This window comes from Pseudomonas sp. CP4 (assembly GCF_047758505.1).
In the GTDB taxonomy this organism is placed as follows: Bacteria; Pseudomonadota; Gammaproteobacteria; order Pseudomonadales; family Pseudomonadaceae; genus Aquipseudomonas; species Aquipseudomonas fluorescens_AO.
This window is the reverse complement of record NZ_CP180489.1, coordinates 3,494,470-3,518,309: the sequence shown is the minus strand read 5'-3', so window position 1 is coordinate 3,518,309 and position 23,840 is coordinate 3,494,470. Positions and strand designations below refer to the sequence as shown.

The 23,840-nt window shown below is 59.3% G+C and carries 25 protein-coding genes and 1 pseudogene; 16 read left to right on the top strand and 10 right to left on the bottom strand.

Going from position 1 to position 23,840, the window contains the following annotated elements:
• Window positions 1–52: 52 nt before the first annotated feature.
• Both ACMYUN_RS15645 and ACMYUN_RS15640 read right to left on the bottom strand, forming a co-directional pair.
• Window positions 53–1,198 carry an MFS transporter gene (locus ACMYUN_RS15645; RefSeq protein ID WP_415761080.1) on the bottom strand — a complete coding sequence of 382 codons (1,146 nt, stop codon included), beginning with the start codon at window positions 1,196–1,198 and terminating at the stop codon, window positions 53–55.
• Window positions 1,199–1,462: 264 nt separating this feature from the next.
• The gene (locus tag ACMYUN_RS15640; protein ID WP_415761078.1) at window positions 1,463–2,956 is read right to left on the bottom strand and encodes an aldehyde dehydrogenase; all 1,494 of its coding nucleotides are present in this window, start codon (window positions 2,954–2,956) and stop codon (window positions 1,463–1,465) included.
• A 236-nt stretch (window positions 2,957–3,192) separates the two neighbouring features.
• On the opposite strand from ACMYUN_RS15640, the gene ACMYUN_RS15635 reads away from it, so the two are divergent.
• Window positions 3,193–3,555, top strand: coding sequence for a cupin domain-containing protein (locus ACMYUN_RS15635; protein WP_415761077.1), 363 nt, complete (start codon window positions 3,193–3,195; stop codon window positions 3,553–3,555).
• Window positions 3,556–3,761: 206 nt separating this feature from the next.
• Here the strand turns inward: ACMYUN_RS15635 and rpmG are convergent, their stop codons facing one another.
• Window positions 3,762–3,917: a 50S ribosomal protein L33 gene (gene rpmG, locus ACMYUN_RS15630; RefSeq protein WP_016772554.1), complete on the bottom strand. Its 156-nt coding sequence runs from the start codon at window positions 3,915–3,917 to the stop codon at window positions 3,762–3,764.
• Between the two features lie 11 nt (window positions 3,918–3,928).
• The gene (rpmB, locus tag ACMYUN_RS15625; RefSeq protein WP_007920377.1) at window positions 3,929–4,162 is read right to left on the bottom strand and encodes a 50S ribosomal protein L28; all 234 of its coding nucleotides are present in this window, start codon (window positions 4,160–4,162) and stop codon (window positions 3,929–3,931) included.
• A gap of 446 nt (window positions 4,163–4,608) precedes the next feature.
• Between rpmB and ACMYUN_RS15620 the strand changes: the two genes are divergently transcribed.
• Window positions 4,609–6,198, top strand: a complete 1,590-nt coding sequence (locus ACMYUN_RS15620) for an ABC transporter substrate-binding protein (RefSeq protein ID WP_415761076.1) — start codon at window positions 4,609–4,611, stop codon at window positions 6,196–6,198.
• Between the two features lie 77 nt (window positions 6,199–6,275).
• On the opposite strand, the gene radC is transcribed toward ACMYUN_RS15620, so the two are convergent.
• The gene (radC, locus tag ACMYUN_RS15615) at window positions 6,276–6,950 is read right to left on the bottom strand and encodes a RadC family protein (RefSeq protein ID WP_039757373.1); all 675 of its coding nucleotides are present in this window, start codon (window positions 6,948–6,950) and stop codon (window positions 6,276–6,278) included.
• A 133-nt stretch (window positions 6,951–7,083) separates the two neighbouring features.
• Between radC and coaBC the strand changes: the two genes are divergently transcribed.
• The 7 genes and pseudogenes from coaBC (at window position 7,084) to ACMYUN_RS15580 (ending at window position 12,788) form a co-directional block, all read left to right on the top strand.
• Window positions 7,084–8,292, top strand: a complete 1,209-nt coding sequence (coaBC, locus tag ACMYUN_RS15610; RefSeq protein WP_039757372.1) for a bifunctional phosphopantothenoylcysteine decarboxylase/phosphopantothenate--cysteine ligase CoaBC — start codon at window positions 7,084–7,086, stop codon at window positions 8,290–8,292.
• Window positions 8,293–8,297: 5 nt separating this feature from the next.
• Complete coding sequence (gene dut / locus ACMYUN_RS15605) at window positions 8,298–8,753, top strand: dUTP diphosphatase (protein ID WP_008086463.1); 456 nt, start codon at window positions 8,298–8,300, stop codon at window positions 8,751–8,753.
• Between the two features lie 335 nt (window positions 8,754–9,088).
• Window positions 9,089–10,465, top strand: a pseudogene (locus ACMYUN_RS15600) (phosphomannomutase/phosphoglucomutase); the annotation flags it as partial.
• A 17-nt stretch (window positions 10,466–10,482) separates the two neighbouring features.
• Entirely contained in the window at window positions 10,483–11,388 is a 906-nt protein-coding gene (gene argB / locus ACMYUN_RS15595) for an acetylglutamate kinase (protein WP_016772548.1), read from the top strand.
• Window positions 11,389–11,596: 208 nt separating this feature from the next.
• On the top strand, window positions 11,597–11,827 hold the full coding sequence (locus tag ACMYUN_RS15590) for a hypothetical protein (RefSeq protein ID WP_415761075.1): 231 nt from the start codon (window positions 11,597–11,599) through the stop codon (window positions 11,825–11,827).
• A gap of 18 nt (window positions 11,828–11,845) precedes the next feature.
• Complete coding sequence (locus ACMYUN_RS15585) at window positions 11,846–12,418, top strand: hypothetical protein (RefSeq protein WP_039757369.1); 573 nt, start codon at window positions 11,846–11,848, stop codon at window positions 12,416–12,418.
• Window positions 12,405–12,788, top strand: a complete 384-nt coding sequence (locus ACMYUN_RS15580; RefSeq protein ID WP_039757368.1) for a hypothetical protein — start codon at window positions 12,405–12,407, stop codon at window positions 12,786–12,788. The genes ACMYUN_RS15585 and ACMYUN_RS15580 overlap by 14 nt, the downstream gene beginning before the upstream one ends.
• A 138-nt stretch (window positions 12,789–12,926) precedes the next feature.
• On the opposite strand, the gene pyrE is transcribed toward ACMYUN_RS15580, so the two are convergent.
• On the bottom strand, window positions 12,927–13,571 hold the full coding sequence (gene pyrE, locus ACMYUN_RS15575) for an orotate phosphoribosyltransferase (RefSeq protein WP_016772544.1): 645 nt from the start codon (window positions 13,569–13,571) through the stop codon (window positions 12,927–12,929).
• Between the two features lie 82 nt (window positions 13,572–13,653).
• On the opposite strand from pyrE, the gene ACMYUN_RS15570 reads away from it, so the two are divergent.
• Window positions 13,654–14,433 (top strand): exodeoxyribonuclease III, encoded by a 780-nt coding sequence (locus ACMYUN_RS15570; RefSeq protein WP_016772543.1) that lies wholly within the window; start codon window positions 13,654–13,656, stop codon window positions 14,431–14,433.
• A 69-nt stretch (window positions 14,434–14,502) separates the two neighbouring features.
• On the opposite strand, the gene gltS is transcribed toward ACMYUN_RS15570, so the two are convergent.
• The 3 genes from gltS to rph form a co-directional block, all read right to left on the bottom strand.
• Window positions 14,503–15,711, bottom strand: coding sequence for a sodium/glutamate symporter (gene gltS / locus ACMYUN_RS15565; protein WP_039757367.1), 1,209 nt, complete (start codon window positions 15,709–15,711; stop codon window positions 14,503–14,505).
• Between the two features lie 370 nt (window positions 15,712–16,081).
• Window positions 16,082–16,450, bottom strand: coding sequence for a DUF4870 domain-containing protein (locus ACMYUN_RS15560; protein ID WP_039757366.1), 369 nt, complete (start codon window positions 16,448–16,450; stop codon window positions 16,082–16,084).
• A gap of 25 nt (window positions 16,451–16,475) precedes the next feature.
• Window positions 16,476–17,198, bottom strand: coding sequence for a ribonuclease PH (rph, locus tag ACMYUN_RS15555; protein WP_024014799.1), 723 nt, complete (start codon window positions 17,196–17,198; stop codon window positions 16,476–16,478).
• Between the two features lie 268 nt (window positions 17,199–17,466).
• On the opposite strand from rph, the gene ACMYUN_RS15550 reads away from it, so the two are divergent.
• From ACMYUN_RS15550 to ACMYUN_RS15525, 6 genes are all read left to right on the top strand, one after another.
• Window positions 17,467–18,330 (top strand): YicC/YloC family endoribonuclease, encoded by an 864-nt coding sequence (locus ACMYUN_RS15550; RefSeq protein WP_039757365.1) that lies wholly within the window; start codon window positions 17,467–17,469, stop codon window positions 18,328–18,330.
• Window positions 18,331–18,342: 12 nt separating this feature from the next.
• Window positions 18,343–18,963, top strand: coding sequence for a guanylate kinase (gene gmk / locus ACMYUN_RS15545; RefSeq protein ID WP_129997939.1), 621 nt, complete (start codon window positions 18,343–18,345; stop codon window positions 18,961–18,963).
• 168 nt (window positions 18,964–19,131) lie between these two features.
• Window positions 19,132–19,395 carry a DNA-directed RNA polymerase subunit omega gene (gene rpoZ / locus ACMYUN_RS15540; protein WP_039757363.1) on the top strand — a complete coding sequence of 88 codons (264 nt, stop codon included), beginning with the start codon at window positions 19,132–19,134 and terminating at the stop codon, window positions 19,393–19,395.
• A 57-nt stretch (window positions 19,396–19,452) separates the two neighbouring features.
• Entirely contained in the window at window positions 19,453–21,558 is a 2,106-nt protein-coding gene (gene spoT / locus ACMYUN_RS15535) for a bifunctional GTP diphosphokinase/guanosine-3',5'-bis pyrophosphate 3'-pyrophosphohydrolase (protein ID WP_007920338.1), read from the top strand.
• Window positions 21,559–21,582: 24 nt separating this feature from the next.
• Window positions 21,583–21,963 (top strand): RidA family protein, encoded by a 381-nt coding sequence (locus ACMYUN_RS15530; RefSeq protein WP_014340863.1) that lies wholly within the window; start codon window positions 21,583–21,585, stop codon window positions 21,961–21,963.
• Window positions 21,964–22,028: 65 nt separating this feature from the next.
• Complete coding sequence (locus ACMYUN_RS15525; protein WP_039757362.1) at window positions 22,029–22,769, top strand: hypothetical protein; 741 nt, start codon at window positions 22,029–22,031, stop codon at window positions 22,767–22,769.
• Between the two features lie 87 nt (window positions 22,770–22,856).
• Here the strand turns inward: ACMYUN_RS15525 and ACMYUN_RS15520 are convergent, their stop codons facing one another.
• Complete coding sequence (locus tag ACMYUN_RS15520; RefSeq protein WP_415761074.1) at window positions 22,857–23,711, bottom strand: SDR family oxidoreductase; 855 nt, start codon at window positions 23,709–23,711, stop codon at window positions 22,857–22,859.
• Between the last annotated feature and the right edge of the window lie 129 nt (window positions 23,712–23,840).

Below are 23,840 nucleotides of genomic sequence, written 5' to 3'. Positions count from 1 at the left end.
AGCTGACTGATGCACCGCTTTCGCGAGCAGGCTCGCTCCCACAGGAATGCGCTCAGGCAGCTTCTGCCGTTGTGCCAAAGGCTCCTTGGCGCAACAACAAAAGCACCAGGCCAAACGCCCCCGCCGCCATCAACAGCGGCAACGCATGCCCGTTGATCCACTGACTGCCCGCCCCTGCCGTCAACGGCCCGACCAGACAACCGACACCCCACAACTGGGCAATATGCGCATTGGCGCGGACCAGCGCATCGTCACGGTAGCGCTCGCCAATCAGAATCAGTGACAAGGTAAACAAGCCGCCAGCACTGGCGCCGAACAGCACCCACAGCGGCCAGATCAGCAGCGTGTCGAGCAACATTGGAATGGCCAGACTCGACAGCATCAACACCACCGCGCATCCAGCGAACAGCGTGCGTCGCGACAGATAATCGGCCAATGCGCCGATCGGCAATTGCAGCAGCGCATCGCCGACCACCACGGTGCTGACCATTGCCAGCGCGATTTCGGCGGTGAACCCTTGTTGCAGGCAATACACCGGCAGCAGCGTCAGAATCATCGCCTCGAACGCGGCGAACAACGACACCGCCCAGGCAATCGCCGGCAGCTCTCGGGCAAAACCCCACAGAGCGCCAAACGTGACGCTGTTGGCCTCGCTACTCGGGGCGCCACTGCAACCCAGCAGCAGAAAAGGCGAGAGCGTCAGCAGACCGACCCCGACCCAGAAACCGTAATCATGCTCGGTGCCCAGCGCGCCCAACAGCAGCGGACCGGACAGTTGGCTCAGCGCATAGCTGCTGCCATACAGCGCTACCAGACGTCCGCGCCACTGCTCGACCACCAGTTGATTGATCCAGCTCTCGCCGAGGATGAACACGATGGTCAGGATCACCCCGATCAGCAGGCGCAGCAGCAACCAGATCGGATAACTCGGCAGCAGCGCCAACAGGCCGATCGACAGTGCCCCGGCCCACAGGCACAGACGCATCAGGTTCGCCGTGCCGAAATACGCGGCGAGATGGCTGGAAATCTTCGCCCCCAGCAGCACACCGATTGCCGGCATGGCTGCCATCACACCGATGGCGAACGAGCCGTAGCCCCAGCCCTCCAGACGCAACGACACCAGCGGCATGCTGACCCCCAGGGCCAGGCCGACACTCAAGACAGACGCCAACACGGCGAAATACGTCGCCCACCGCATGTTCCACGCTCCTGTGGATAATTCTTTTTGTGTTCATCCAAAACACTGTGGGAGCGAGCCCCTGTGGCGAGGGGATTTATCCCCGTTGGGTCGCGCAGCGGCCCCAAAACCTGCAACCACGATGTACCAGGTACACCGCGTGCAATGGTTTAGCGACTGCTTCGCAGCCGAACGGGGATAAATCCCCTCACCACAGAGGCTCGCTCCCACAGGGGATCTCTGTTTGCTCAGGCAGCCCGGAGCGGCCGGGCTGCCGTTAACGGCTTACAGCTTGATCCACGTCGCTTTCAGCTCGGTGTACTTGTCAAAGGCGTGCAGCGATTTGTCGCGACCGTTGCCCGACTGTTTGAAGCCACCGAACGGCGCGGTCATGTCGCCGCCGTCGTACTGGTTGACCCACACGCTACCGGCGCGCAGGGCCTTGGCGGTCAGGTGGGCCTTGGAGATGTCCTGGGTCCACACCGCTGCAGCCAGACCGTATGGCGTGTCGTTGGCGATCTGGATGGCTTCTTCGGCGCTATCGAAAGCGATCACCGACAACACCGGGCCGAAAATCTCTTCCTGGGCAATCTTCATCGCATTGCTCACACCATCAAAAATGGTTGGCTCGACGTAGGTGCCGCCGGTTTCCTGGAGGATGCGCTTGCCGCCGGCGACCAGTTTGGCACCATCGCTATGGCCGGACTCGATGTACGACAGCACGGTGTTCATCTGCTGGGTATCGACCAGAGCGCCGACGTTGGTCGCCGGGTCGAGCGGATTGCCGGGCTTCCAGGTTTTCAGCGCTTCGATCACCATCGGCAGGAATTTGTCCTTGATCGAACGCTCGACCAGCAGACGCGAACCGGCGGTGCACACCTCGCCCTGGTTGAAAGCGATGGCGCTGGCAGCGGATTCAGCGGCGGCCTGCAGGTCCGGCGCATCGGCGAAGACGATGTTCGGGCTCTTGCCACCGGCTTCCAGCCAGACACGCTTCATGTTCGATTCGCCGGCGTAGACCATCAGTTGCTTGGCAATCTTGGTCGAGCCGGTGAACACCAGCGTGTCGACATCATTGTGCAGACCCAGCGCCTTGCCGACGGTGTGGCCATAGCCCGGCAGCACGTTGAGAACGCCTTTGGGAATACCCGCCTCAATGGCCAGCGCAGCGATGCGGATGGCAGTCAGCGGCGACTTTTCCGACGGCTTGAGGATCACCGAGTTACCGGTCGACAGCGCCGGGCCGAGCTTCCAGCAGGCCATCATCAGCGGGAAGTTCCACGGCACGATAGCGCCGACTACGCCCACTGGCTCGCGAGTCACCAGACCCAGTTGATCATGTGGAGTCGCGGCGACTTCGTCGTAGATCTTGTCGATCGCTTCGCCGCTCCAGCTCAACGCCTGGGCCGCGCCCGGTACGTCGATGTACAGCGAATCGCTGATCGGCTTGCCCATGTCGAGGGTTTCCAGCAGCGCCAGTTCTTCGGCGTGCTGTTTCAGCAGGCTGGCGAAGCGAATCATGGTGGCTTTGCGTTTGGTCGGCGCCAGGCGCGACCAGACGCCGGAATTGAAAGTAGCGCGGGCGTTTTCTACAGCACGGTCAGCATCGGCGGCATCACAACTGGCGATCTTGCCGAGCAGGCGGCCATCGACCGGGCTGATGCACTCGAAGGTTTCGCCGGAGACGGCGTCGGTGTATTCGCCATTCAGGAAGGCGCGGCGTTCGATTTTCAGATCGCGGGCGCGTTGTTCCCAGTCGGCACGAGTCAGGGTGGTCATTCGGGTGTCCTCCTCTTATTGAATACGAGCACCGCAAGCGCTGCGGCGCTGTTCAAGAATTCTGCCCGGCCAGCCTGCACTTTCGGCCCGAGGCACCCGCCACCCTAAACCAGCGGCCGGGTTTGTTTCAATATATTTGACACAAGCCGGTCATACGGCCTTGCGGTGTTCATTTTAATAAACATAGACTTTGGCCCATTCCAGCCAACGCGCCGTCACTAGCGGAGAAAACAACAATGAACATCCAGAACGTCGTCGATATCAGCCTCGCCGGCAGCGAAGCCGAGCGCTATCGCCCGGACCCGGCGAAGGTGCTCAAGGGCGATCCTGAGCAGGCGGTGTTTCATCAATACGACAGCCCTTGTGGGCAAATGGGCGTGGGTGTGTGGGAAGGCGCGGTGGGTCAGTGGACGGTGAATTACACCGAGCATGAGTACTGCGAGATTTTGCAGGGGGTTTCGGTATTGCGTGACAGCGATGGCAATGCCAAGACCTTGCGCGTTGGCGATCGCTTCGTGATTCCGGCGGGGTTTCGCGGAACCTGGGAAGTGCTGGAGGCTTGCCGCAAGGTTTATGTGATCTTTGAACAGAAGGCTTGAGATGTTTGCTGACTGATCGGCCCTCATCGCTGGCAAGCCAGCTCCCACAGATTTTGTGCATGACACAGGTTCTGTGAGGACCGGCAATCAATGTGGGAGCTGGCTTGCCAGCGATGAGGCCCAACCGGTCACCGCATAACTCCAGGGCAAACAAAAAAGGCCCGTATCTCACGATACGGGCCTTTTTCGCAGTCAGGAAAAATCAATTACTTGATTTTGCCTTCCTTGTACATCACGTGCTTGCGAACAACCGGATCATATTTCTTGATCTCGATTTTGTCCGGGGTAGTACGCTTGTTCTTGTCGGTAGTGTAGAAGTGACCAGTACCGGCGCTCGAGATCAAACGAATCAATTCACGCATGATTAGCTCCCTTAAATCTTGCCATCGCGGCGAAGTTCGGCGAGCACGACAGTGATGCCACGCTTGTCGATGATACGCATGCCTTTGGCAGATACGCGCAGACGCACAAAACGTTTCTCTTCTTCAACCCAGAAGCGGTGATGCTGCAGGTTCGGCAGGAAACGACGACGGGTTTTGTTGTTTGCGTGGGAAATGTTATTCCCAGTCACCGGACCCTTACCGGTAACTTGACATACTCTCGACATGCCTCAGCCCTCTAAAACCACATGCCCAACCCGGCATGGGTTGGCCGCTTAATCTCTCAGTCATTTGGCGCCAGGCGCCGCGTTTCTTTAGAGGTCTTACCGGCTACACCTACAGTGAAGGAACCGGGCCCCTAGAAAAGAGCGCTGCTTTATACCAGAAAGACCGGGGTGCAACAACAATCGCTGTGCAATGAATCAATAAAATGCCGCTTTTTCGGCCTGCGAACGCTTTGAACAAAGGCCGCGACCGGTTTTGACCACTCGTCGCAGAAATCCGCTCCTACAGGCAATTCGGACTTTTCATTTCGCTGCCCATGCTCGAAACCGCGCAAGAGTGCGCCTGAAAATGCAAAAAGGGGATAGTCATTTGCAATTCAGAGCTCTAGGGTAGGACTTTTCCAGACTGCACTTGCAGATGGGCCTTCGATCTGTAAAGGAAACCGACCATGCGCCTCGCTGCCCTACCCCTGTTACTCGCTCCGCTGTTGCTGAGCCCCCTCGCCCAGGCCGCCGCGTTGAGCGTTTGTACCGAGGCCAGTCCCGAAGGGTTCGACGCGGTGCAGTACAACTCGCTGACCACCACCAATGCTTCGGCTGACGTACTGATGAACCGCTTGGTGGATTTCGACACCGCCAGTGGCAAGGTCATCCCGAGCCTCGCCGATAGCTGGGAAGTCAGCACCGACGGCCTGACCTACGTGTTCAAGCTGCACCCGCAGGTGAAATTTCATACAACCGATTATTTCAAGCCGAGCCGCGAGCTGAGCGCTGAAGACGTCAAGTTCAGCTTTGACCGCATGCTCGACCCGGCCAACCCGTGGCACAAAGTCGCCCAGAGCGGCTTCCCCCATGCGCAGTCGATGCAACTGCCGACCCTGATCAAGAAGATCGACGCCCTCGACCCGCTCACCGTGCGTTTTACTCTCGACCATCCGGATTCGACTTTCCTCGCGACCCTGAGCATGGGCTTCGCCTCGATTTATTCCGCCGAATACGCCGACAAACTGATGAAGGCCGGCGCCACCGACAAACTCAACAGCCAGCCGATCGGCACCGGCCCGTTCGTGTTCAACCGCTTTCAGAAAGACGCAGCGATCCGCTACAAGGCAAACCCGGAATATTTCCGTGGCAAGCCTGCCGTCGACCCGTTGATCTTCGCTATCACGCCGGACGCCAACGTGCGCCTGCAAAAGCTGCGGCGCAATGAATGCCAGATCGCCCTGTCGCCAAAACCACTGGACGTACAGGCTGCTCTGAAGGAGCCGACGCTGAAAGTCGAGAAGACTGAGGCTTTCATGACCGCTTTCGTGGGCATCAACAGCCAGCATCCGCCACTGGACAAACCGGAAGTGCGCCAGGCGATCAACCTCGCTTTCGACAAGGCCAACTACATCAAAGCCGTGTTCGAAGACACCGCCGAGGCGGCCAACGGCCCGTACCCGCCGAACACCTGGAGCTACGCGAAGAACCTGCCGGGCTATCCGCACGACGTGGCCAAAGCCAAGGCGCTGCTCGCCAAGGCCGGCTTGAAGGAGGGTTTCCAGACGACGATCTGGACGCGGCCATCGGGCAGCCTGCTCAACCCGAACCCGAGCCTCGGCGCGCAGATGCTGCAGTCGGATCTGGCCGAGATCGGCATTCAGGCTGAGATCCGTGTGATCGAATGGGGCGAACTGATTCGACGCGCCAAGGCCGGCGAACATGACCTGCTGTTCATGGGCTGGGCCGGCGATAACGGCGACCCGGACAACTTCCTCACCCCACAGTTTTCCTGCGCGGCGGTGAAGTCCGGCACCAACTTCGCGCGGTACTGCAACGCCGATCTGGACAAGCTGATCAGCGCCGGCAAGACCACCAGCGAGCAAGGCGTACGGACCAAGCTGTATGAACAGGCACAGGCGCAGATCCAGCAGCAGGCGTTGTGGCTGCCACTGGCGCACCCGACGGCCTACGCTTTGACGCGCAAGGATGTTCAGGGTTACTCCGTCAGCCCGTTTGGCCGGCAGGATTATTCAAAAATCAGCCTCAAGCCCTAAGCGGCAAGCGGCAAGCTAGAGCACTCCGCGCACGGCTCCAGCTTGCCGCTTGCAGCTAGAGGCTTGCCGCTGCTCTTTTACATCCAGCCACACTCGGCCATCGACAGCGGTTCGCCGTCTCCGATGATGAAGTGATCGAGCACTCGCACGTCAATCAGCTCCAGCGCTTTCTGCAGGCGCTTGGTCAGCAGCCGATCGGCCTGACTTGGATCGGTATTGCCGGACGGGTGGTTGTGACAGAGGATCACCGCTGCGGCGTTATTGGCCAGCGCGCGCTTCACCACCTCCCGAGGATGCACGCTGGTGTTGTCGATAGAGCCGCGAAACAGCGCCTCGAAATTCAGCACCTGGTGCTTTGAATCGAGAAACAGGCAGCCGAACACCTCGTGCGGCTCGTGCCGCAGCATTGCCTTGAGGTAATCGCGGACGACCTGAGGGTTCTCCAGGGCCGGTTTCTGTCGTGAACGCTCGGCCAGATGGCGCTTGCTCATTTCCTGAGCGGCTTGCAACTGGGCGAACTTGGCCGGGCCGAGGCCCATTTGTTTGCTGAATGCGTCCTGATCGGCCTCGAGCAACAAACGCAGGCCACCGAATTGCGTCAGCAGATGTCTTGCGAGGTCAACAGCGCTTTTTCCGGGCAATCCGGTGCGCAGAAAAATCGCCAACAGCTCAGCATCCGAAAGACTCCCTGCCCCATGCTCCAACAGCCTTTCCCGCGGCCGTTCCGCCGCCGGCCAATCGCGAATACTCATAGCACCTCCTTGTCTGTGGGCGCCGCTGTTCCGTAGCGGTCGCTGTGATATCGTAGCCCATCTTTTTGGCGGTCGATTCAACCCTGGGGAGGGGTATCGCGCCGCCGTCATCAACGAAATGAAAGGCAGACCTATGCAGCGGCTGTATCGGAAACGCATCGTTCTGGGCGTCGGCGGCGGCATTGCGGCCTATAAGAGCGCCGATCTGGTTCGCCGCCTGATCGATCAGGGTGCGGAAGTGCGCGTGGTCATGACCCATGGCGGCGCCGAATTCATTACCCCGCTGACCATGCAGGCCCTCTCGGGGCACCCGGTTCACCTCGACTTGCTCGACCCTGCCGCCGAAGCCGCCATGGGCCATATCGAGCTGGCGAAATGGGCCGATCTGGTACTGATCGCCCCCGCCACCGCCGACCTGATTGCTCGTCTGGCCCAAGGCATTGCCAATGATCTGCTGACCACACTGGTGCTGGCCACCGACGCTGTGGTTGCTGTCGCGCCGGCGATGAATCAGGCGATGTGGCGCGATCCGGCGACCCAGGCCAACCTGCAACTGCTGGAAAGCCGTGGCTTGAAGACTTTCGGCCCGGCCTCGGGCAGTCAGGCCTGCGGCGACGTCGGCATGGGCCGCATGATGGAAGCCACCGATCTGGCGCTGCTCGCCGCCGATTGCTTCCAGCGCCTGGCCCTCACCGGCAAGCATGTGGTGATCACCGCCGGCCCGACTCAGGAAAACATCGACCCGGTGCGCTACATCACCAACCATAGCTCGGGAAAAATGGGCTTTGCCCTCGCCGAAGCAGCCGTGGAAGCCGGCGCCCGTGTGACGTTGATCAGCGGCCCGGTGCACCTGCCGACGCCTGATCGCGTGACGCGGATTGACGTGGTCAGCGCCCGCGACATGCTCGCTGCCTGCGAATCGGCCATGCCTTGCGATGTGTTCATTTCGTCGGCAGCGGTGGCGGACTACCGCCCCGAAGTCGTCGCCCCGCATAAACTCAAGAAAGATCCTACGAGCGGCGACGGCTTCGTCCTGCAAATGGTGCGCAATCCGGACATTCTCGCCACCATCGCGACCCGTCCCGACCGTCCGTTCAGTGTCGGCTTCGCCGCCGAAACCGAACACCTGCTCGACTACGCTGCACGCAAGCTGAAGGACAAGAATCTCGATCTGATCGTCGCTAACGACGTCGCCAATCCGAGCATCGGTTTCAACAGTGAGGAAAACGCTTGCAGCGTCATCGACCGTGAGCTGCACGCCACGGTTTTCGCCCAGACCAGCAAGAGCAAGATCGCTCGCCAACTGGTCACTTTTATCGCCGAACGTCTGAACCAGGTTTAATTTACATGCACGCTTTGCAAGCCAAGATCCTCGACCCACGCATCGGCACCGATTTCCCGCTGCCACAATACGCCACACCGGGCTCCGCCGGCCTCGATCTGCGCGCCATGCTGGAACAGGACATCGTGATCAAACCGGGTGAAACCGTGCTGATCCCCACCGGGCTGTCGGTCTACATCGGTGACCCGAACCTCGCCGCGCTGATCCTGCCGCGCTCGGGCATGGGCCACAAACATGGCATCGTACTGGGCAACCTTGTCGGACTGATCGACTCCGATTATCAGGGTCCGCTGATGGTGTCCTGCTGGAACCGCGGCCAGAGCGACTTCACCATGACCGTCGGCGAACGTCTGGCGCAATTGGTGCTGGTGCCGGTGGTGCAGGCGCATTTCGAAATGGTTGAAGAGTTCGTCGAGACCGAGCGCGGCACCGGCGGCTTTGGCCACACTGGCACCAAATGATTGGCACCGCCCTGTAGGAGCTGCCGAAGGCTGCGATCTTTTGATCTTGATCTTAAAAAGCAAAATCAAAAGATCGTCCGATCGCGGCCCGAGCCTGCGGCAGCTCTTACACGGAAATTTGTGCAGATTCACCAGAACGGTTAAGCGCGGAAAATCAAGGTTTTGCCGGCCGCGAGCCCGGCCAGGCGAGGCGTCATGGCCCTTTCATAGCACGAACTCTCTGTGGAAAACGCCGTCATACCCTTCAGTTTGAGCCTGCCGTCGAAGATTTCGCCGGTCTGTCCCGCCCTTTTCGAGATGGAGCATTTCCGCAGATGAATACCCCCGCCAAGATCGCCCCGAAGCTGCCTGACAGCATTTTCCGCGCCTACGACATTCGCGGCACCGTGCCGGAATACCTCAACGGTGAAACCGCCTACTGGATCGGCCGTGCCATCGGCTCGCAGAGCCTGGCCCAGGGCGAACCGAATGTGTCGGTCGGTCGCGACGGTCGCCTGTCCGGCCCGGAGCTGGTCGCGGAACTCATTCGCGGCATCGCCGAGAGCGGTTGCCACGTCAGCGATGTCGGTCTGGTGCCAACGCCGGCGCTGTACTACGCCGCCAATGTGCTGGCCGGCAAATCCGGGGTGATGCTCACCGGCAGCCACAATCCGTCGAACTACAACGGCTTCAAAATCGTCATCGCCGGCGACACTCTCGCCAACGAACAGATTCAGGTGCTGCACGGACGCATCAAGAACAACGACCTGAGCACTGGCCAGGGCAGCGTCACCCAAGTCGAAATCCTCGACCGCTACAACACCGAAATCGTCCAGGACATCAAACTCGCTCGTCGCCTGAAAGTCGTGGTCGACTGCGGCAACGGCGCTGCCGGTGTGATCGCTCCGCAATTGATCGAAGCGCTGAACTGCGAAGTCATCCCGCTGTTCTGCGAAGTCGACGGCAACTTTCCGAACCATCACCCGGATCCGGGCAAACCGGAAAACCTCGTCGACCTTATCGCCAAGGTCAAGGAAACCAACGCCGATATCGGCCTGGCCTTCGACGGTGACGGCGACCGCGTCGGTGTGGTGACCAACACCGGCAGCATCGTCTACCCGGACCGTCTGCTGATGCTGTTCGCCCGCGACGTGGTGGCACGCAACCCGGACGCGGAAATCATCTTCGACGTTAAATGCACCCGCCGTTTGGTGCCGCTGATCAAGGAATACGGCGGTCGGCCGCTAATGTGGAAGACCGGTCACTCGTTGATCAAAAAGAAAATGAAACAATCCGGCGCGCTGTTGGCCGGCGAAATGAGCGGGCACATCTTCTTCAAGGAGCGCTGGTTCGGTTTCGACGACGGCATCTACAGCGCCGCACGTCTGCTGGAGATCCTCAGCAAGGAAAAATCCACTGCGGAAGAGCTGTTTGCGACCTTCCCGAACGATATTTCCACGCCGGAAATCAATATCCATGTGACCGAAGAGAGCAAATTCAGCATCATTGATGCACTGCACGATGCTCAGTGGGGCGAAGGCGCCGACCTGACCACCATCGACGGCGTGCGGGTCGATTACGCCAAAGGCTGGGGCCTGGTGCGCGCATCCAACACCACACCGGTGCTGGTGCTGCGCTTCGAGGCCGATGACGAGGCTGAATTGCAGCGCATCAAGGATGTGTTCCACGCCCAACTGAAACGCGTTGCACCTGATCTCCAACTACCGTTCTGATCCACCCGGAGCCCTGAATGACCCTCGAACGCGAAGCCGCCGCCAACACTGCCAAGGTCCTGTCCGAAGCGCTGCCTTACATCCGACGCTACGTCGGCAAGACCCTGGTGATCAAATACGGCGGCAACGCGATGGAAAGCGAGGAGCTGAAAACCGGCTTCGCCCGCGACATCGTGCTGATGAAAGCCGTGGGCATCAACCCGGTAGTCGTGCACGGTGGCGGCCCGCAGATCGGTGATCTGCTCAAGCGTCTGTCGATCGAAAGCCATTTTGTCGACGGCATGCGCGTCACCGACGCCGCGACCATGGACGTGGTGGAAATGGTTCTCGGCGGTCAGGTCAACAAGAGCATCGTCAACCTGATCAACCGCCATGGCGGCAGCGCCATCGGCCTGACCGGTAAAGATGCCGGGCTGATCCGGGCGAAGAAGCTCACCGTCTCCCGTCAGACCCCGGAGATGACTCAGCCGGAAATCATCGACATCGGCCACGTCGGCGAAGTCGTCGGCATCAACACCGAACTGCTGAACCTGCTGGTCAAAGGCAACTTCATCCCGGTCATCGCGCCGATTGGCGTGGGTGAGAACGGCGAGTCGTACAACATCAATGCCGACCTGGTGGCGGGCAAGGTTGCCGAAGCACTGAAAGCTGAAAAGCTGATGCTGCTGACCAACATTGCCGGCCTGATGGACAAGTCGGGCACCGTGCTGACCGGCCTGAGCACGCAGCAGGTCGACGATCTGATCGCTGACGGCACGATCTACGGCGGCATGCTGCCGAAGATCCGTTGTGCACTGGAAGCGGTTCAGGGTGGGGTTGGCAGTTCGTTGATCATCGATGGTCGTGTGCCGAATGCGATCCTGCTGGAAATCTTTACCGATACCGGTGTGGGCACACTGATCAGTAATCGCAAGCGTCCTTGATCGCCAATCGCTGAAGCAAAAGATCGCAGCCTTCAACAGCTCCTACAGGGATTTCGCACACGCGAGAATCCGCTTTTGTAGGAACTGACGAAGGCTGCGATCTTTTTTGTGCGCGCAGGAAAAGCCTGACTCGACACAGCGAAACGTCCGACATCCCTCCAGAACAAATCTCCATAGGATCTTCCTCTCATCCAACGGAGATTCACTCATGCAGAAAGATTACGTTCCTTACGGCAGCGATGTTTCAGCAGGCACCTACGAATGCGTGGACTGCGGCCATCGTTATTCCAATCAAGCCAAGACTTCAATGCCGCCCTGCCCGCAGTTTCGCAAATCGGCGCATGTCCTGAACGGCTGGAAAACCCTCACCGGCCAAGGTGACGCGCCACAGGACCCGTACCCGGAGGAATCCGAAACACCAGCCGCCAGCAAAAAATAATCCCGGAGCGCCTGAGCCATGCAGATCTCGTTCACGATCGACGCCGACGCTTTCGAGCAGGAACAGAAAGAACCGGTGAAAAAGACCTTGCGCATCGGTGACGCTGAAATCGCCCATGCGCTGGAGCGCATCGCCAAGGCCAGCCTGACCGAGTACCTGAAAATGCTGGTCGAGGGCGGCATGCCCAGCCGGGCTGATGAAGCCAAACAGGATCGCCTGCTGTATCTGATCCAGAGTTACTTCGGGCAAACCCTGCCGACCGAATCGCAGATATCGACGATCTTTCAACTGACCCAGAGCCAAAGCAAAACCCTGCTGAAGAACACCGTTTCGCGCTTTCGCAACCAACTCGACGACATCTTGCAGCACAGTATGCGCGCGGTGATCGAGTCCGCCGAACATGCGCAAAATGTGTATCTGGTGGTGATCAGCTCGGACGTGATTCGCGACGAACTGAACATGCTCATTACCCAAAACGAGCCGACCTTCAAACCCATCACCAAACGCAAGGGCAGCGCCGGACAGTTCGAAATCAGCGAAGATTCCCACGCATTGCTCTGCGCAACGCTGGGGCTGAATGCCGTTCAGTGACATTGTCGCGGTCAGTGGCTTGCTGCTGACCCTGACCACGTTCATGTTCAATCTGGCGTGGCCAGCGCTCAACGAAGCGTTGGCTGAGGATGAATATCAAAAGGGTTCGCAGGCTCGAAAACGTAGTCGAGACAGGATTCTGGCCACTGTCTACTGGCGAGCATTGCCGTTGACGTGTGCTTTTGTGGCGCTGTTTTACGTTAACTTGCCGGCGGCAGTCGGAATCGTGCGCAGCAGCACGCTGGATCTGTGGGATTTCGATGTGGATCGCACGCTGTACGTCATGGTGGTAGTTGCGCTGCTGGTGTTTGCGCTGGTCAATATCGGATTGGCGCTGAGGCTGCTCATGAAATGGCGAAGTCTGCGTTGATCGCCAACAAAAAAGACCCGGTTCAGCCTGACTGAACCGGGTCTTTTTACTGTGGGAGCGAGCCTGCTCGCGAAAGCGTAATTTGCCTCACCGCTGATAGGTGACGGCCATTCGCGAGCAGGCTCGCTCCCACATTGGTCAAACGCCAAATTGGGCGCGATACGCTTCCACGGCTGGCAGATGCTGCTTGAGCTGCGGATCATCGGCGAGGAACTCCAGCACCTGATTCAGCGAGACGATGCTGATCACCGGAATACCGAAGTCGCGCTCGACTTCCTGGATCGCCGACAGTTCGCCGTTGCCACGCTCCTGACGGTTCAATGCGATCAGCACACCGGCGGCCTTGGCGCCGTCCTGGGAAGCGATGATCTGCATCACTTCGCGAATGGCAGTGCCAGCGGTGATCACGTCGTCGATGATCAAGACTTCGCCAGTCAGCGGTGCGCCGACCAGGCTGCCGCCCTCGCCGTGGGCCTTGGCTTCCTTGCGGTTGAAGCACCATGGCAGGTCACGGCCGTGATGTTCGGCCAGCGCAACGGCGGTCGTGGCCGCCAGCGGAATGCCTTTATAAGCCGGGCCAAACAGAACGTCGAAAGAAATGCCGCTCTCGGCGATGGCGGCGGCGTAGAAACGCCCCAGCTGCGCCAGGGCCGAACCCGAGTTGAACAGGCCGGCATTGAAGAAGTAGGGACTGGTGCGCCCGGACTTCAGGGTGAACTCACCGAAGCGCAAAACGCCGCGATCGATGGCAAAACGAATGAAATCGCGCTGATACGCTTGCATGAAAAAAACCCCAAATACCACGGATTTAGCTAATTAGCTTGACGCCGTGTATCATACACGCACGCGATTTTTGGGGCCATTTATGCGGATCATCAGTGTGAACGTCAATGGTATTCAGGCGGCAGTCGAGCGCGGTTTGCTCAGTTGGCTGCAAGCCCAGAATGCCGACGTCATCTGCCTGCAGGACACCCGTGCCTCCGCCTTTGAACTGGATGACCCAGCCTTCCAACTGGATGGCTACTTCCTTTATGCCTGCGATGCTGAAGTCCCTGCCCAAGGCGGCGTGGCTTTGTACTCGCGGTTGCAACCGAAGGCTGTCATCAGCGGTCTCGGTTTCGAGACGGCCGACCGCTACGGGCGCTACCTGCAAGCAGATTTCGACAAAGTCAGTATTGCCACCTTGCTGTTTCCTTCGGGGATGAACGGCGATGAGGACTTGAACCAGAAGTTCAAGCTCATGGACGATTTCGGCAAGTACCTGGACAAACAGCGACGCAAACGTCGCGAGTACATTTATTGTGGCTCGCTGTACGTTGCGCAGCAGAAACTCGACATCAAGAACTGGCGCGACAGCCAGCAATCTCCAGGCTTCCTGGCGCCGGAACGCGCCTGGATGGATGAGATTGTCGGCAACATGGGCTATGTCGATGCGCTGCGCGAAGTCAGTCGCGAAGGCGATCAGTACAGCTGGTGGCCGGATAACGAACAGGCCGAGATGCTCAATCTGGGCTGGCGTTTCGATTATCAGATCCTGACCCCGGGCCTGCGTCGCTCGGTGCGCAGTGCGCGCCTGCCGCGTCAGCCACGGTTTTCACAGCACGCGCCGTTGATCGTCGACTACGACTGGACGCTGACCATCTAAGCGTCGTATCGCAGCCAAAGAAAATGCCCGCATCGTGAGATGCGGGCATTTTTTATGTGCTGTCCTTTTCTAGATCGCAGCGAAGAACGGCAGGGTCAGGTACAGCTTGATCACAATGACGTTGACGATATCGATGAAGAACGCTCCTACCATCGGCACTACCAGAAACGCGATTTGCGATGGCCCATAGCGCTGCGTCACCGCTTGCATGTTGGCAATCGCCGTCGGCGTGGCACCCAGACCGAAGCCGCAATGTCCTGCAGCCAGCACTGCGGCATCGTAGTTGCTGCCCATCACCCGGAACGTCACGAAAATCGCGAACAGCGCCATGACCAGCGCCTGCACGGCCAGAATGATGAAGATCGGCAATGCCAGCGCCGCCAGATCCCACAACTTCAGCGACATCAGCGCGATTGCCAGAAACAGCGAGAGGCTGACATTGCCGAGCACAGACACTTCACGCTCGAATACCTGATACAAGCCAAGCGCTGACAGACTGTTGCGCAACACCACACCCACAAACAGCACGCAAACAAACGTCGGCAGTTCGAACGCAGTGCCATGCAGCAAGCCATTCAAGAGATTGCCAGCGAGCAGGCTGACGGCAATCAGCGCCAGCGTCTCGACGAACGAAAACGGCGTGATCGAACGTTCCTTGTTCGGCTGTTCAAAACCTCTTGGCAGTCGCGGCGCTTGCTGGGGTGTGCAGCCCGGCACTTGCACGCGCTTGATCAGCAACCGGGCGACGGGCCCACCGATCAGCCCACCGAGCACCAGACCGAACGTCGCTGAGGCCAGCGCCAGCTCCGAAGCCGAGGCCAGGCCATATTTCTCGCTGAATACCGCGCCCCATGCGGCGCCAGTACCGTGGCCGCCGGCCAATGTGATCGAACCCGTCAGCAAGCCCATCAAAGGATCGAGACCGAGCAGGGTCGCCAATCCGATGCCCATGGCGTTCTGCACCACGAGCAAGCCAATGACCGCCAGCAGGAAGATACCGACTATGCGGCCGCCCTTTTTCAGACTGGCAAGGTCGGCACTCAAGCCAATCGTGGCAAAGAAAGCCAACATCAAGGGTGTTTGCAATGATGTATCGAAGCGGACTTCAATATCGAAAGTACGCAATATCAACAGGAGCATGGCAACCACCAGGCCGCCCGCTACCGGTTCAGGAATATTGTAACTTCGCAGAAAGCCAACACGCGCAACAAGTCCGCGCCCGAGCAGTAGTACTAAAGAAGCGGCCACGAGCGTGCCGTAGAAATCGAGCTCAATCATGTGGATTATTCTTGGCTAAGTATTCACGAGGCGAGCATTTACCTGAGCCCGACTAGTGAACCGGCTGATTTTCTCAACACTGATTACTGGGGAATTCAAGTGCCATCGATGCCTTGAACATATCGAAATGTTTCAATCGAAACATTGCATCGGGCAACTTTAACAACCAGCTCGCGCGAATAACAAGGACAGGGATATACACTTGCCCACTTAGTTGTGACCAAAGATGTAATAGAGAAATATCAGCAAATAAATGCCAAACCGCACATCGCTAACAGACTAGTCCTACAACAAAAACCAATTATTAAGTTGCACAAATAAAAATACCCCGATAAGTCGGGGCATTTTCATATTGCGATACAACAAACTTTCACTTGATCAGTCGCCAAGTGAACGGATATCTGTACGGGAAACCTTCGTTGGCTTTGACCCCTGCAATGATCGTCAGGACCAGTGCGGCGATCGCCAGCAAACCAAACAGGAAGAAACCGATGATCAGCAGCATGAGCAAGAAGCAGATCATTGAGGCTATCGCCACCGTGATCTGAAAATTCAGCGCCTCTTTGCCCTGCGCATCGATGAAAGGGTCTTTTTCGCGCTTCATCTGCCAAAGGATCAGCGGCCCAATCAGATTGCCGAACGGAATCCAGATCCCCAGCAAGGCGGACAAGTGACAGAACATCGCCCACTGGCGAACCTCCTGGCTCGGCTTGGGCAGCAATTCTTGCTCTTCACTCATCACGCTCTCCTTGTGGTCAAGAACCTCAGTCGGCCAGTGCGGCCTTCTGCAATTCGAAGATTTCGTTCATACCCTGCTTGGCCAGCTCCAGCATGGCATTGAGCTCGTCAGGCTGGAACGGCGCACCTTCAGCGGTGCCCTGCACTTCGATGAAACCGCCGGTGCTGGTCATCACCACGTTCAGGTCGGTTTCGGCTGCGGAATCTTCAAGATAGTCCAGATCCAGCACCGGCTCGCCCTGGTACATGCCCACCGAGACCGCGCCGATCATCTGCTTGAGCGGGTCACCGCCTTTCAGGCCGCCGCGCTTCTTGATCACTTTCAGTGCATCGACCAGCGCAACCATGGCGCCGGTGATGGACGCGGTGCGGGTGCCGCCATCGGCCTGGATCACGTCGCAATCGACGTACAGGGTCACGTCGCCAAGTTTGGACATGTCCAGCGCTGCGCGCAGGGAGCGGCCGATCAGACGCTGGATTTCCAGCGTACGACCGCCCTGCTTGCCACGGCTGGCTTCACGCTGGTTACGCTCGCCGGTGGCGCGCGGCAGCATGCCGTATTCGGCAGTCAGCCAGCCTTGTCCCTGGCCTTTGAGGAAGCGCGGTACGCCATTCTCGACGCTGACGGTGCAGATGACTTTGGTATCACCGAATTCGACCAGTACGGATCCCTCGGCGTGTTTGGTGTAGTTGCGGGTGATGCGGATCGAGCGGAGCTGATCGGCAGCGCGACCACTTGGACGTTTCATAGGGATACCTGTACTGAGGACGGAAAACTGCCGAGCATTATAGAGCGCTGCACCGCGAGTGGGCACTGGTTAAAACCGCCGGCCGACGACCGAAACCCCTCAAACGCGCATAACCGACGGGCTGCAGCGCTTTGTCACACCGTGTGTTTGGGCGCATTCGCCGCACTGCGCTACAATCCTGCGCCTTTGCTGCCAGTCGGCTTATATTCATTGGAATCGCGCCTGCGAAACAGCGTTTCGCGCCGATCTGCATTACGAGGTCACCGCCATGGTGCATAGCATGACCGCCTTCGCCCGCGTCGAGAAAGCCGGCGTTCAGGGCACCCTGAGCTGGGAACTGCGCTCGGTCAACAGCCGCTATCTGGAGCCGCACCTGCGCTTGCCCGAATCGTTTCGCGACCTCGAAGGTGCCGTGCGTGAAGCGCTGCGTCAGGGCCTGTCGCGAGGCAAACTGGAGTGCACGCTACGCTTCACCGAGGAAAGCACCGGCAAGCCGCTGCAAGTCGATCGCGAACGCGCCGCGCAACTGGTTGCCGCTGCGGAAACCGTAGCCGGGCTGATCAAGAATCCCGCTGCGCTGAACCCACTGGAAGTGCTGGCCTGGCCCGGCGTGCTGGTAGCCGATGCGTCCGACCCGCAAGCGCTGAACGCCGAAGCGCTGGCGCTGTTCAATCAGGGCTTGAAGGACTTGAAGGCTGGCCGCGAGCGCGAAGGTGCGGAGCTGGCTCGCTTGATCAATGATCGTCTGACTTCCATCGAAGAAGACGTCGTGACCCTGCGTGAACTGGTCCCGCAGATGCTCGCCACCCAGCGCCAGAAAGTCCTCGATCGCTTCGCCGACATGAAGGCCGAGCTCGACCCGCAGCGTCTGGAACAGGAAATGGTCATCCTCGCGCAAAAAAGCGACGTGGCCGAAGAACTGGATCGCCTGAGCACGCACATCATCGAAGTTCGCCGGGTGCTCAAGTCCGGTGGTGCCGCCGGGCGGCGCCTGGACTTCCTGATGCAGGAGCTCAACCGCGAAGCCAACACACTGGGCTCCAAAGCCTTCGACCCGCGCAGCACCCAGGCCGCCGTCAACCTCAAAGTGTTGATCGAGCAGATGCGCGAACAAGTGCAGAATATTGAGTAAGGCTACCCTGACATGACCCAACACACCGGCACCCTGTACATCATTTCTGCGCCGTCGGGCGCGGGCAAGAGCAGTCTGGTCAAGGCGTTGACCGACGCCGATCCGGAGATCCGCGTTTCCGTTTCGCACACCACCCGCGCCATGCGCCCGGGTGAAGTGGACGGCGTGAACTACCACTTCGTGAGCCGCGAAGAGTTCGTGAAGATGGGCGAGCATGGCGACTTTCTTGAGCGCGCCGAAGTCTTCGGCAACTTCTACGGCACCTCGCAAAGCCGCTTGCAGCAGACCCTGGACGAAGGTCACGACCTGATTCTGGAAATCGACTGGCAAGGCGCCGAGCAAGTGCGCAAGCTGATGCCGCAGGCGCGCTCGATCTTCATCCTGCCGCCGTCGCTGCAAGCCTTGCACCAGCGCCTGACCAACCGCGGCCAGGACAGCGACGAAATCATCGACGGCCGCATGCGTGAAGCAGTCAGCGAGATGAGCCACTACGTCGATTACGACTACCTGATCATCAACGACGATTTCGCCCACGCGCTGGACGATCTCAAGGCAATTTTCCGCGCCAATCAGCTGCAACAGAAACGTCAGCAAGTACGTTTCGGCAAATTGCTGGCTGAATTGCTCGGTTAAATCAACACTTCCCAAAATGCCCGCAGGCGCTTTACATTGGTGCTTGCAGCGCGTTGAAGGGTCTGGTCAAAAAATCAGCGCTTCCCTAATCGCTGGTGATTTTTTAAACTGCTCAGTCCGCTCGCCCAACCGGGCAGCGCGCATATTGCATTCGCTCCGAGGAATACCATGGCCCGCGTAACCGTTGAAGACTGCCTAGAACACGTGGAAAACCGCTTTGAGCTGGTCATGCTCTCTACCAAGCGTGCCCGTCAACTGGCCACCGGCGGCAAAGAGCCACTGGTTCAGTGGGAAAACGACAAGCCGACTGTTGTCGCGCTGCGTGAAATTGCTGAAGGCGTGATGAGCTACGAGTACATCGCCGAGCAGGAAATCGTCCAGGATGAACCGCTGTTCGCAGCGTTCGAGGACGAGTCGAACGAGGCCGTCTAAGCCTATGACTGGTCGACGTAGCACGGCGCGGGGTCAGAGCTTTCGGCAGGATTCATCATGCCGAGCATAGACGCCCTCGCCGACCGCTTATCGACCTACCTCGGCAATGACCAGGTCAACCTGGTCCGCCGAGCGTATTTCTACGCCGAACAAGCCCATGACGGTCAACGCCGTCGCAGTGGCGAGGCGTACGTCACGCATCCTCTTGCCGTGGCAAATATTCTTGCCGACATGCACATGGACCATCAGAGCCTGATGGCCGCAATGCTGCATGACGTGATTGAAGACACCGGTATCGCCAAGGAAGCACTGCAGGCGCAGTTCGGTGAAACTGTGGCCGAACTGGTCGACGGGGTCAGCAAACTGACCCAGATGAATTTCGAGACCAAGGCCGAAGCCCAAGCCGAAAACTTCCAGAAGATGGCCATGGCCATGGCGCGCGACATCCGGGTGATCCTGGTCAAGCTCGCCGACCGCCTGCACAACATGCGCACGCTGGAAGTGCTGTCCGGCGAAAAACGCCGGCGCATCGCCAAGGAAACCCTCGAAATCTACGCGCCCATTGCCAACCGCCTGGGCATGCACGCGATCCGCATCGAATTCGAAGACCTCGGTTTCAAGGCCATGCACCCGATGCGTTCCGCGCGGATCTACCAGGCGGTCAAACGCGCCCGGGGCAACCGCAAGGAAATCGTCAACAAGATCGAAGAGTCCCTCGGCCACTGCCTCGCCATCGACGGCATCCAGGGCGAAGTCAGCGGTCGGCAGAAACACCTCTACGGCATCTACAAGAAAATGCGCGGCAAGCGTCGGGCCTTCAACGAGATCATGGACGTCTACGCGTTCCGGATCATCGTCGACAAGGTCGATACCTGCTACCGCGTACTGGGTGCTGTGCATAATTTGTACAAACCGTTGCCAGGGCGCTTCAAGGATTACATCGCGATCCCCAAGGCCAACGGCTATCAGTCGCTGCACACCACGTTGTTCGGCATGCACGGTGTACCGATCGAGATCCAGATCCGTACCCGCGAAATGGAAGAGATGGCCAACAACGGCATTGCCGCTCATTGGCTGTACAAATCCAGCGGCGACGAGCAGCCCAAAGGCACGCACGCACGCGCTCGCCAATGGGTCAAAGGCGTGCTGGAAATGCAGCAGCGCGCCGGCAACTCGCTGGAATTCATCGAAAGCGTGAAGATCGACCTGTTCCCGGACGAGGTCTACGTGTTCACGCCCAAAGGCCGGATCATGGAGCTGCCAAAAGGCTCCACGGCAGTCGACTTTGCCTACGCGGTACACACCGACGTCGGCAACAGCTGCATCGCCTGCCGTATCAACCGTCGTCTCGCGCCACTGTCCGAACCGCTGCAAAGCGGCTCCACGGTCGAGATTGTCAGCGCTCCCGGCGCACGGCCAAATCCGGCGTGGCTCAACTTCGTCGTTACCGGCAAGGCCCGCACGCACATTCGTCATGCGCTGAAACTGCAGCGCCGCTCCGAATCCATCAGCCTCGGCGAACGCCTGCTGAACAAGGTCCTCAACGGTTTCGACAGCTCGCTGGAAAAGATCCCGGCCGAGCGGGTCAAGGCGATGCTCACCGAATACCGCCTCGAACTGATCGAAGACCTGCTCGAAGACATCGGCCTGGGCAACCGCATGGCCTATGTGGTCGCCCGCCGTCTGCTTGGCGAAGGCGAGCAGCTGCCGAGCCCGGAAGGCCCGCTGGCGATTCGCGGCACCGAAGGTCTGGTGCTCAGCTACGCCAAGTGCTGCACGCCGATCCCGGGCGACCCGATCGTCGGGCACCTGTCGGCGGGCAAAGGCATGGTCGTGCACCTGGACAACTGCCGCAACATCAGCGAAATCAGGCACAACCCGGAAAAGTGCATCCAGCTCTCATGGGCCAAGGATGTCACCGGCGAATTCAACGTCGAGCTGCGGGTCGAGCTGGAACATCAGCGCGGCCTGATCGCCCTGCTGGCCAGCAGCGTCAACGCGGCCGACGGCAACATCGAGAAAATCAGCATGGACGAACGCGATGGTCGCATCAGCGTCGTGCAGTTGGTGGTCAGCGTCCACGACCGTGTGCACCTGGCCCGCGTGATCAAGAAACTGCGCGCCTTGACCGGGGTGATCCGCATCACCCGCATGCGCGCATAACCTGCCTATTACAAGGAGTCCTACATGACCAAAACCGTCATCACCAGCGACAAGGCCCCGGCCGCCATCGGCACTTACTCCCAGGCGATCAAGGCAGGCAATACTGTTTACATGTCGGGCCAGATCCCGCTGGACCCGAAAACCATGGAACTGGTTGAAGGCTTCGAAGCCCAGACCGTCCAGGTCTTCGAGAACCTCAAAGCCGTAGCCGAAGCCGCCGGTGGTTCGTTCAAGGACATCGTCAAACTGAACATCTTCCTCACCGACCTGAGCCACTTCGCCAAGGTCAACGAGATCATGGGCAAGTACTTCGACCAGCCTTACCCTGCTCGCGCCGCCATTGGCGTGGCCGCCCTGCCGAAGGGTGCGCAGGTTGAAATGGATGCCATTCTGGTCATCGAGTGATGTGCACGGCGCGGCTTTCACGCCGCGCCGACTGCCGCAAGAAAAGGTTTTGAAAGGATTCCACCATGCGCAAAGCGCTAGCTCTCTCGCTGCTCGCCCTGTTTCTCGGCGGCTGCGCCAGCGACCCTGCCGACCGTGACATCAGCGGCACCTGGATCAACCAGGTGGCGATCGATGCCGCCGCCAAGGGCGGTCCCCTGCGTGAAGCGCTGCAGGCCTACGGCCCGAACCTGGAATGGGACGTCAACACCAAGGCCGGTCAGGCCCGCTACACCAACGGTTTTGAGAACGTCGAAGGACGGCTGCTGGGCGAAGAGTCCGGCGCCTGGAAAGTCGATTTCTACGGCAGCTCCGCCAGCGAACTGAAACGCGATGGCGGACGCCTGCGGCAAGCTGCCAGCGACAACGAACCCGAACAACTCTTCGATCGCGCACAGATCCCCGTGCCCGAAGGCGCGCCAATCGGTGCGAGCTTCGAACGCGCGCTGTATTCAGCGTATCTGGGCGGCAACTGGACCATCGCCAGCGGCCAGGGTGAAGGCGGCACTGTACAGTTTCAGGCCGACGGCCAAGTAACCGGCCTGCCGGGCGTTGATCGTTATGCCTTGTGTCTGGCTGGTGATTGCGCATCGATGAGCAATGGCAACGACAGCATGTGGCTGCAACTCAACGGTCAAGGCAACAACTGGATCTTTGTGCGCAAGGGCAAAGAGCTGGAGATTCTGCAGGCAGTGAATGCTGCGCTGGCGGATGAGCAACCGCAGTTTGCCGCGGGTGAGCGCAAGTGGTTGCTGGAAAAGCAGTAACCCTTTGAAAAGATCGCAGCCTTCGGCAGCTCCTGCTTTGGAATGCATTTTCCTGTAGGAGCTGCCGAAGGCTGCGATCTTTTGCTTTTAGCGACCTTCCAGGATCGCTGCATAGCCTTCGCGATAACTCGAATACTTCGGCACCCACCCCAACGCTTTCGCCCGCGCATTGCTGCAACGCTTGCTGCCTGTGCGGCGCACGCTGGCGTCTTCCGCCCATTCAGTCACCCCCAGATACTCGCGCAACCAGCCCACCACCTCAGCCAACGGCGCCGGCGCGTCATCCACACCGATATAGAGCTGGTCCAGCTTGACGCCCTCACGGTCTTTTTCCAGCAAGAACGCCAGCAGCCCCGCTGCATCATCGGCATGAATCCGGTTGCCATAAAGCGGCGGCTCGACTGCCACGCGATAGCCACGACGCACCTGGGTCAACAGCCACTCGCGGCCCGGGCCGTAAATCCCGGTCAGGCGCAGCACGCTGGCAGGGATGCCGCTATTGAGCACGACCTGCTCGGCTTCGAGCATCAAGCGACCTGAATATCCGGCCGCGACCGTCTCGGAGGTCTCATCGACCCATGCTCCATCCTGCTGGCCATACACGCTGCTGCTCGACACAAAAATCAGCCGCTCGGGCACCTGTCCATAGTCGCCCAGCCAACTCAGAACATTCTGCAAGCCTTGCACGTAGGCCTTGCGATAGCCCTCTTCGTCGTGGTCGGTGGCCGCCGCGCAATACACCAGATAATCGACAGCGCCTACCGGCCAGGTCGCCGGGCATTCTTCGTTGAACAGATCGCCAGCGACGCCGATGACGCCGTTCGGCAGCTTGGAAACGTCGCGGCGCAGGCCATGGACTTGCCAGCCAGCCGCCAGCAATTGCGTGGCCAGACGACTGCCGACATCACCACAACCGGCAATCAAAACAGAAGGCGCGGACATCAGAAAACTCCCATCGGAAAGGCACAGACTAGCGCTGGCAGAGGACGAACGGCTAGCAATGAAGGAAAAAAAGATACTCTATTACTTTTGTTAACAAGAATTACTTGCAATAATGCACGCCACTTTTGT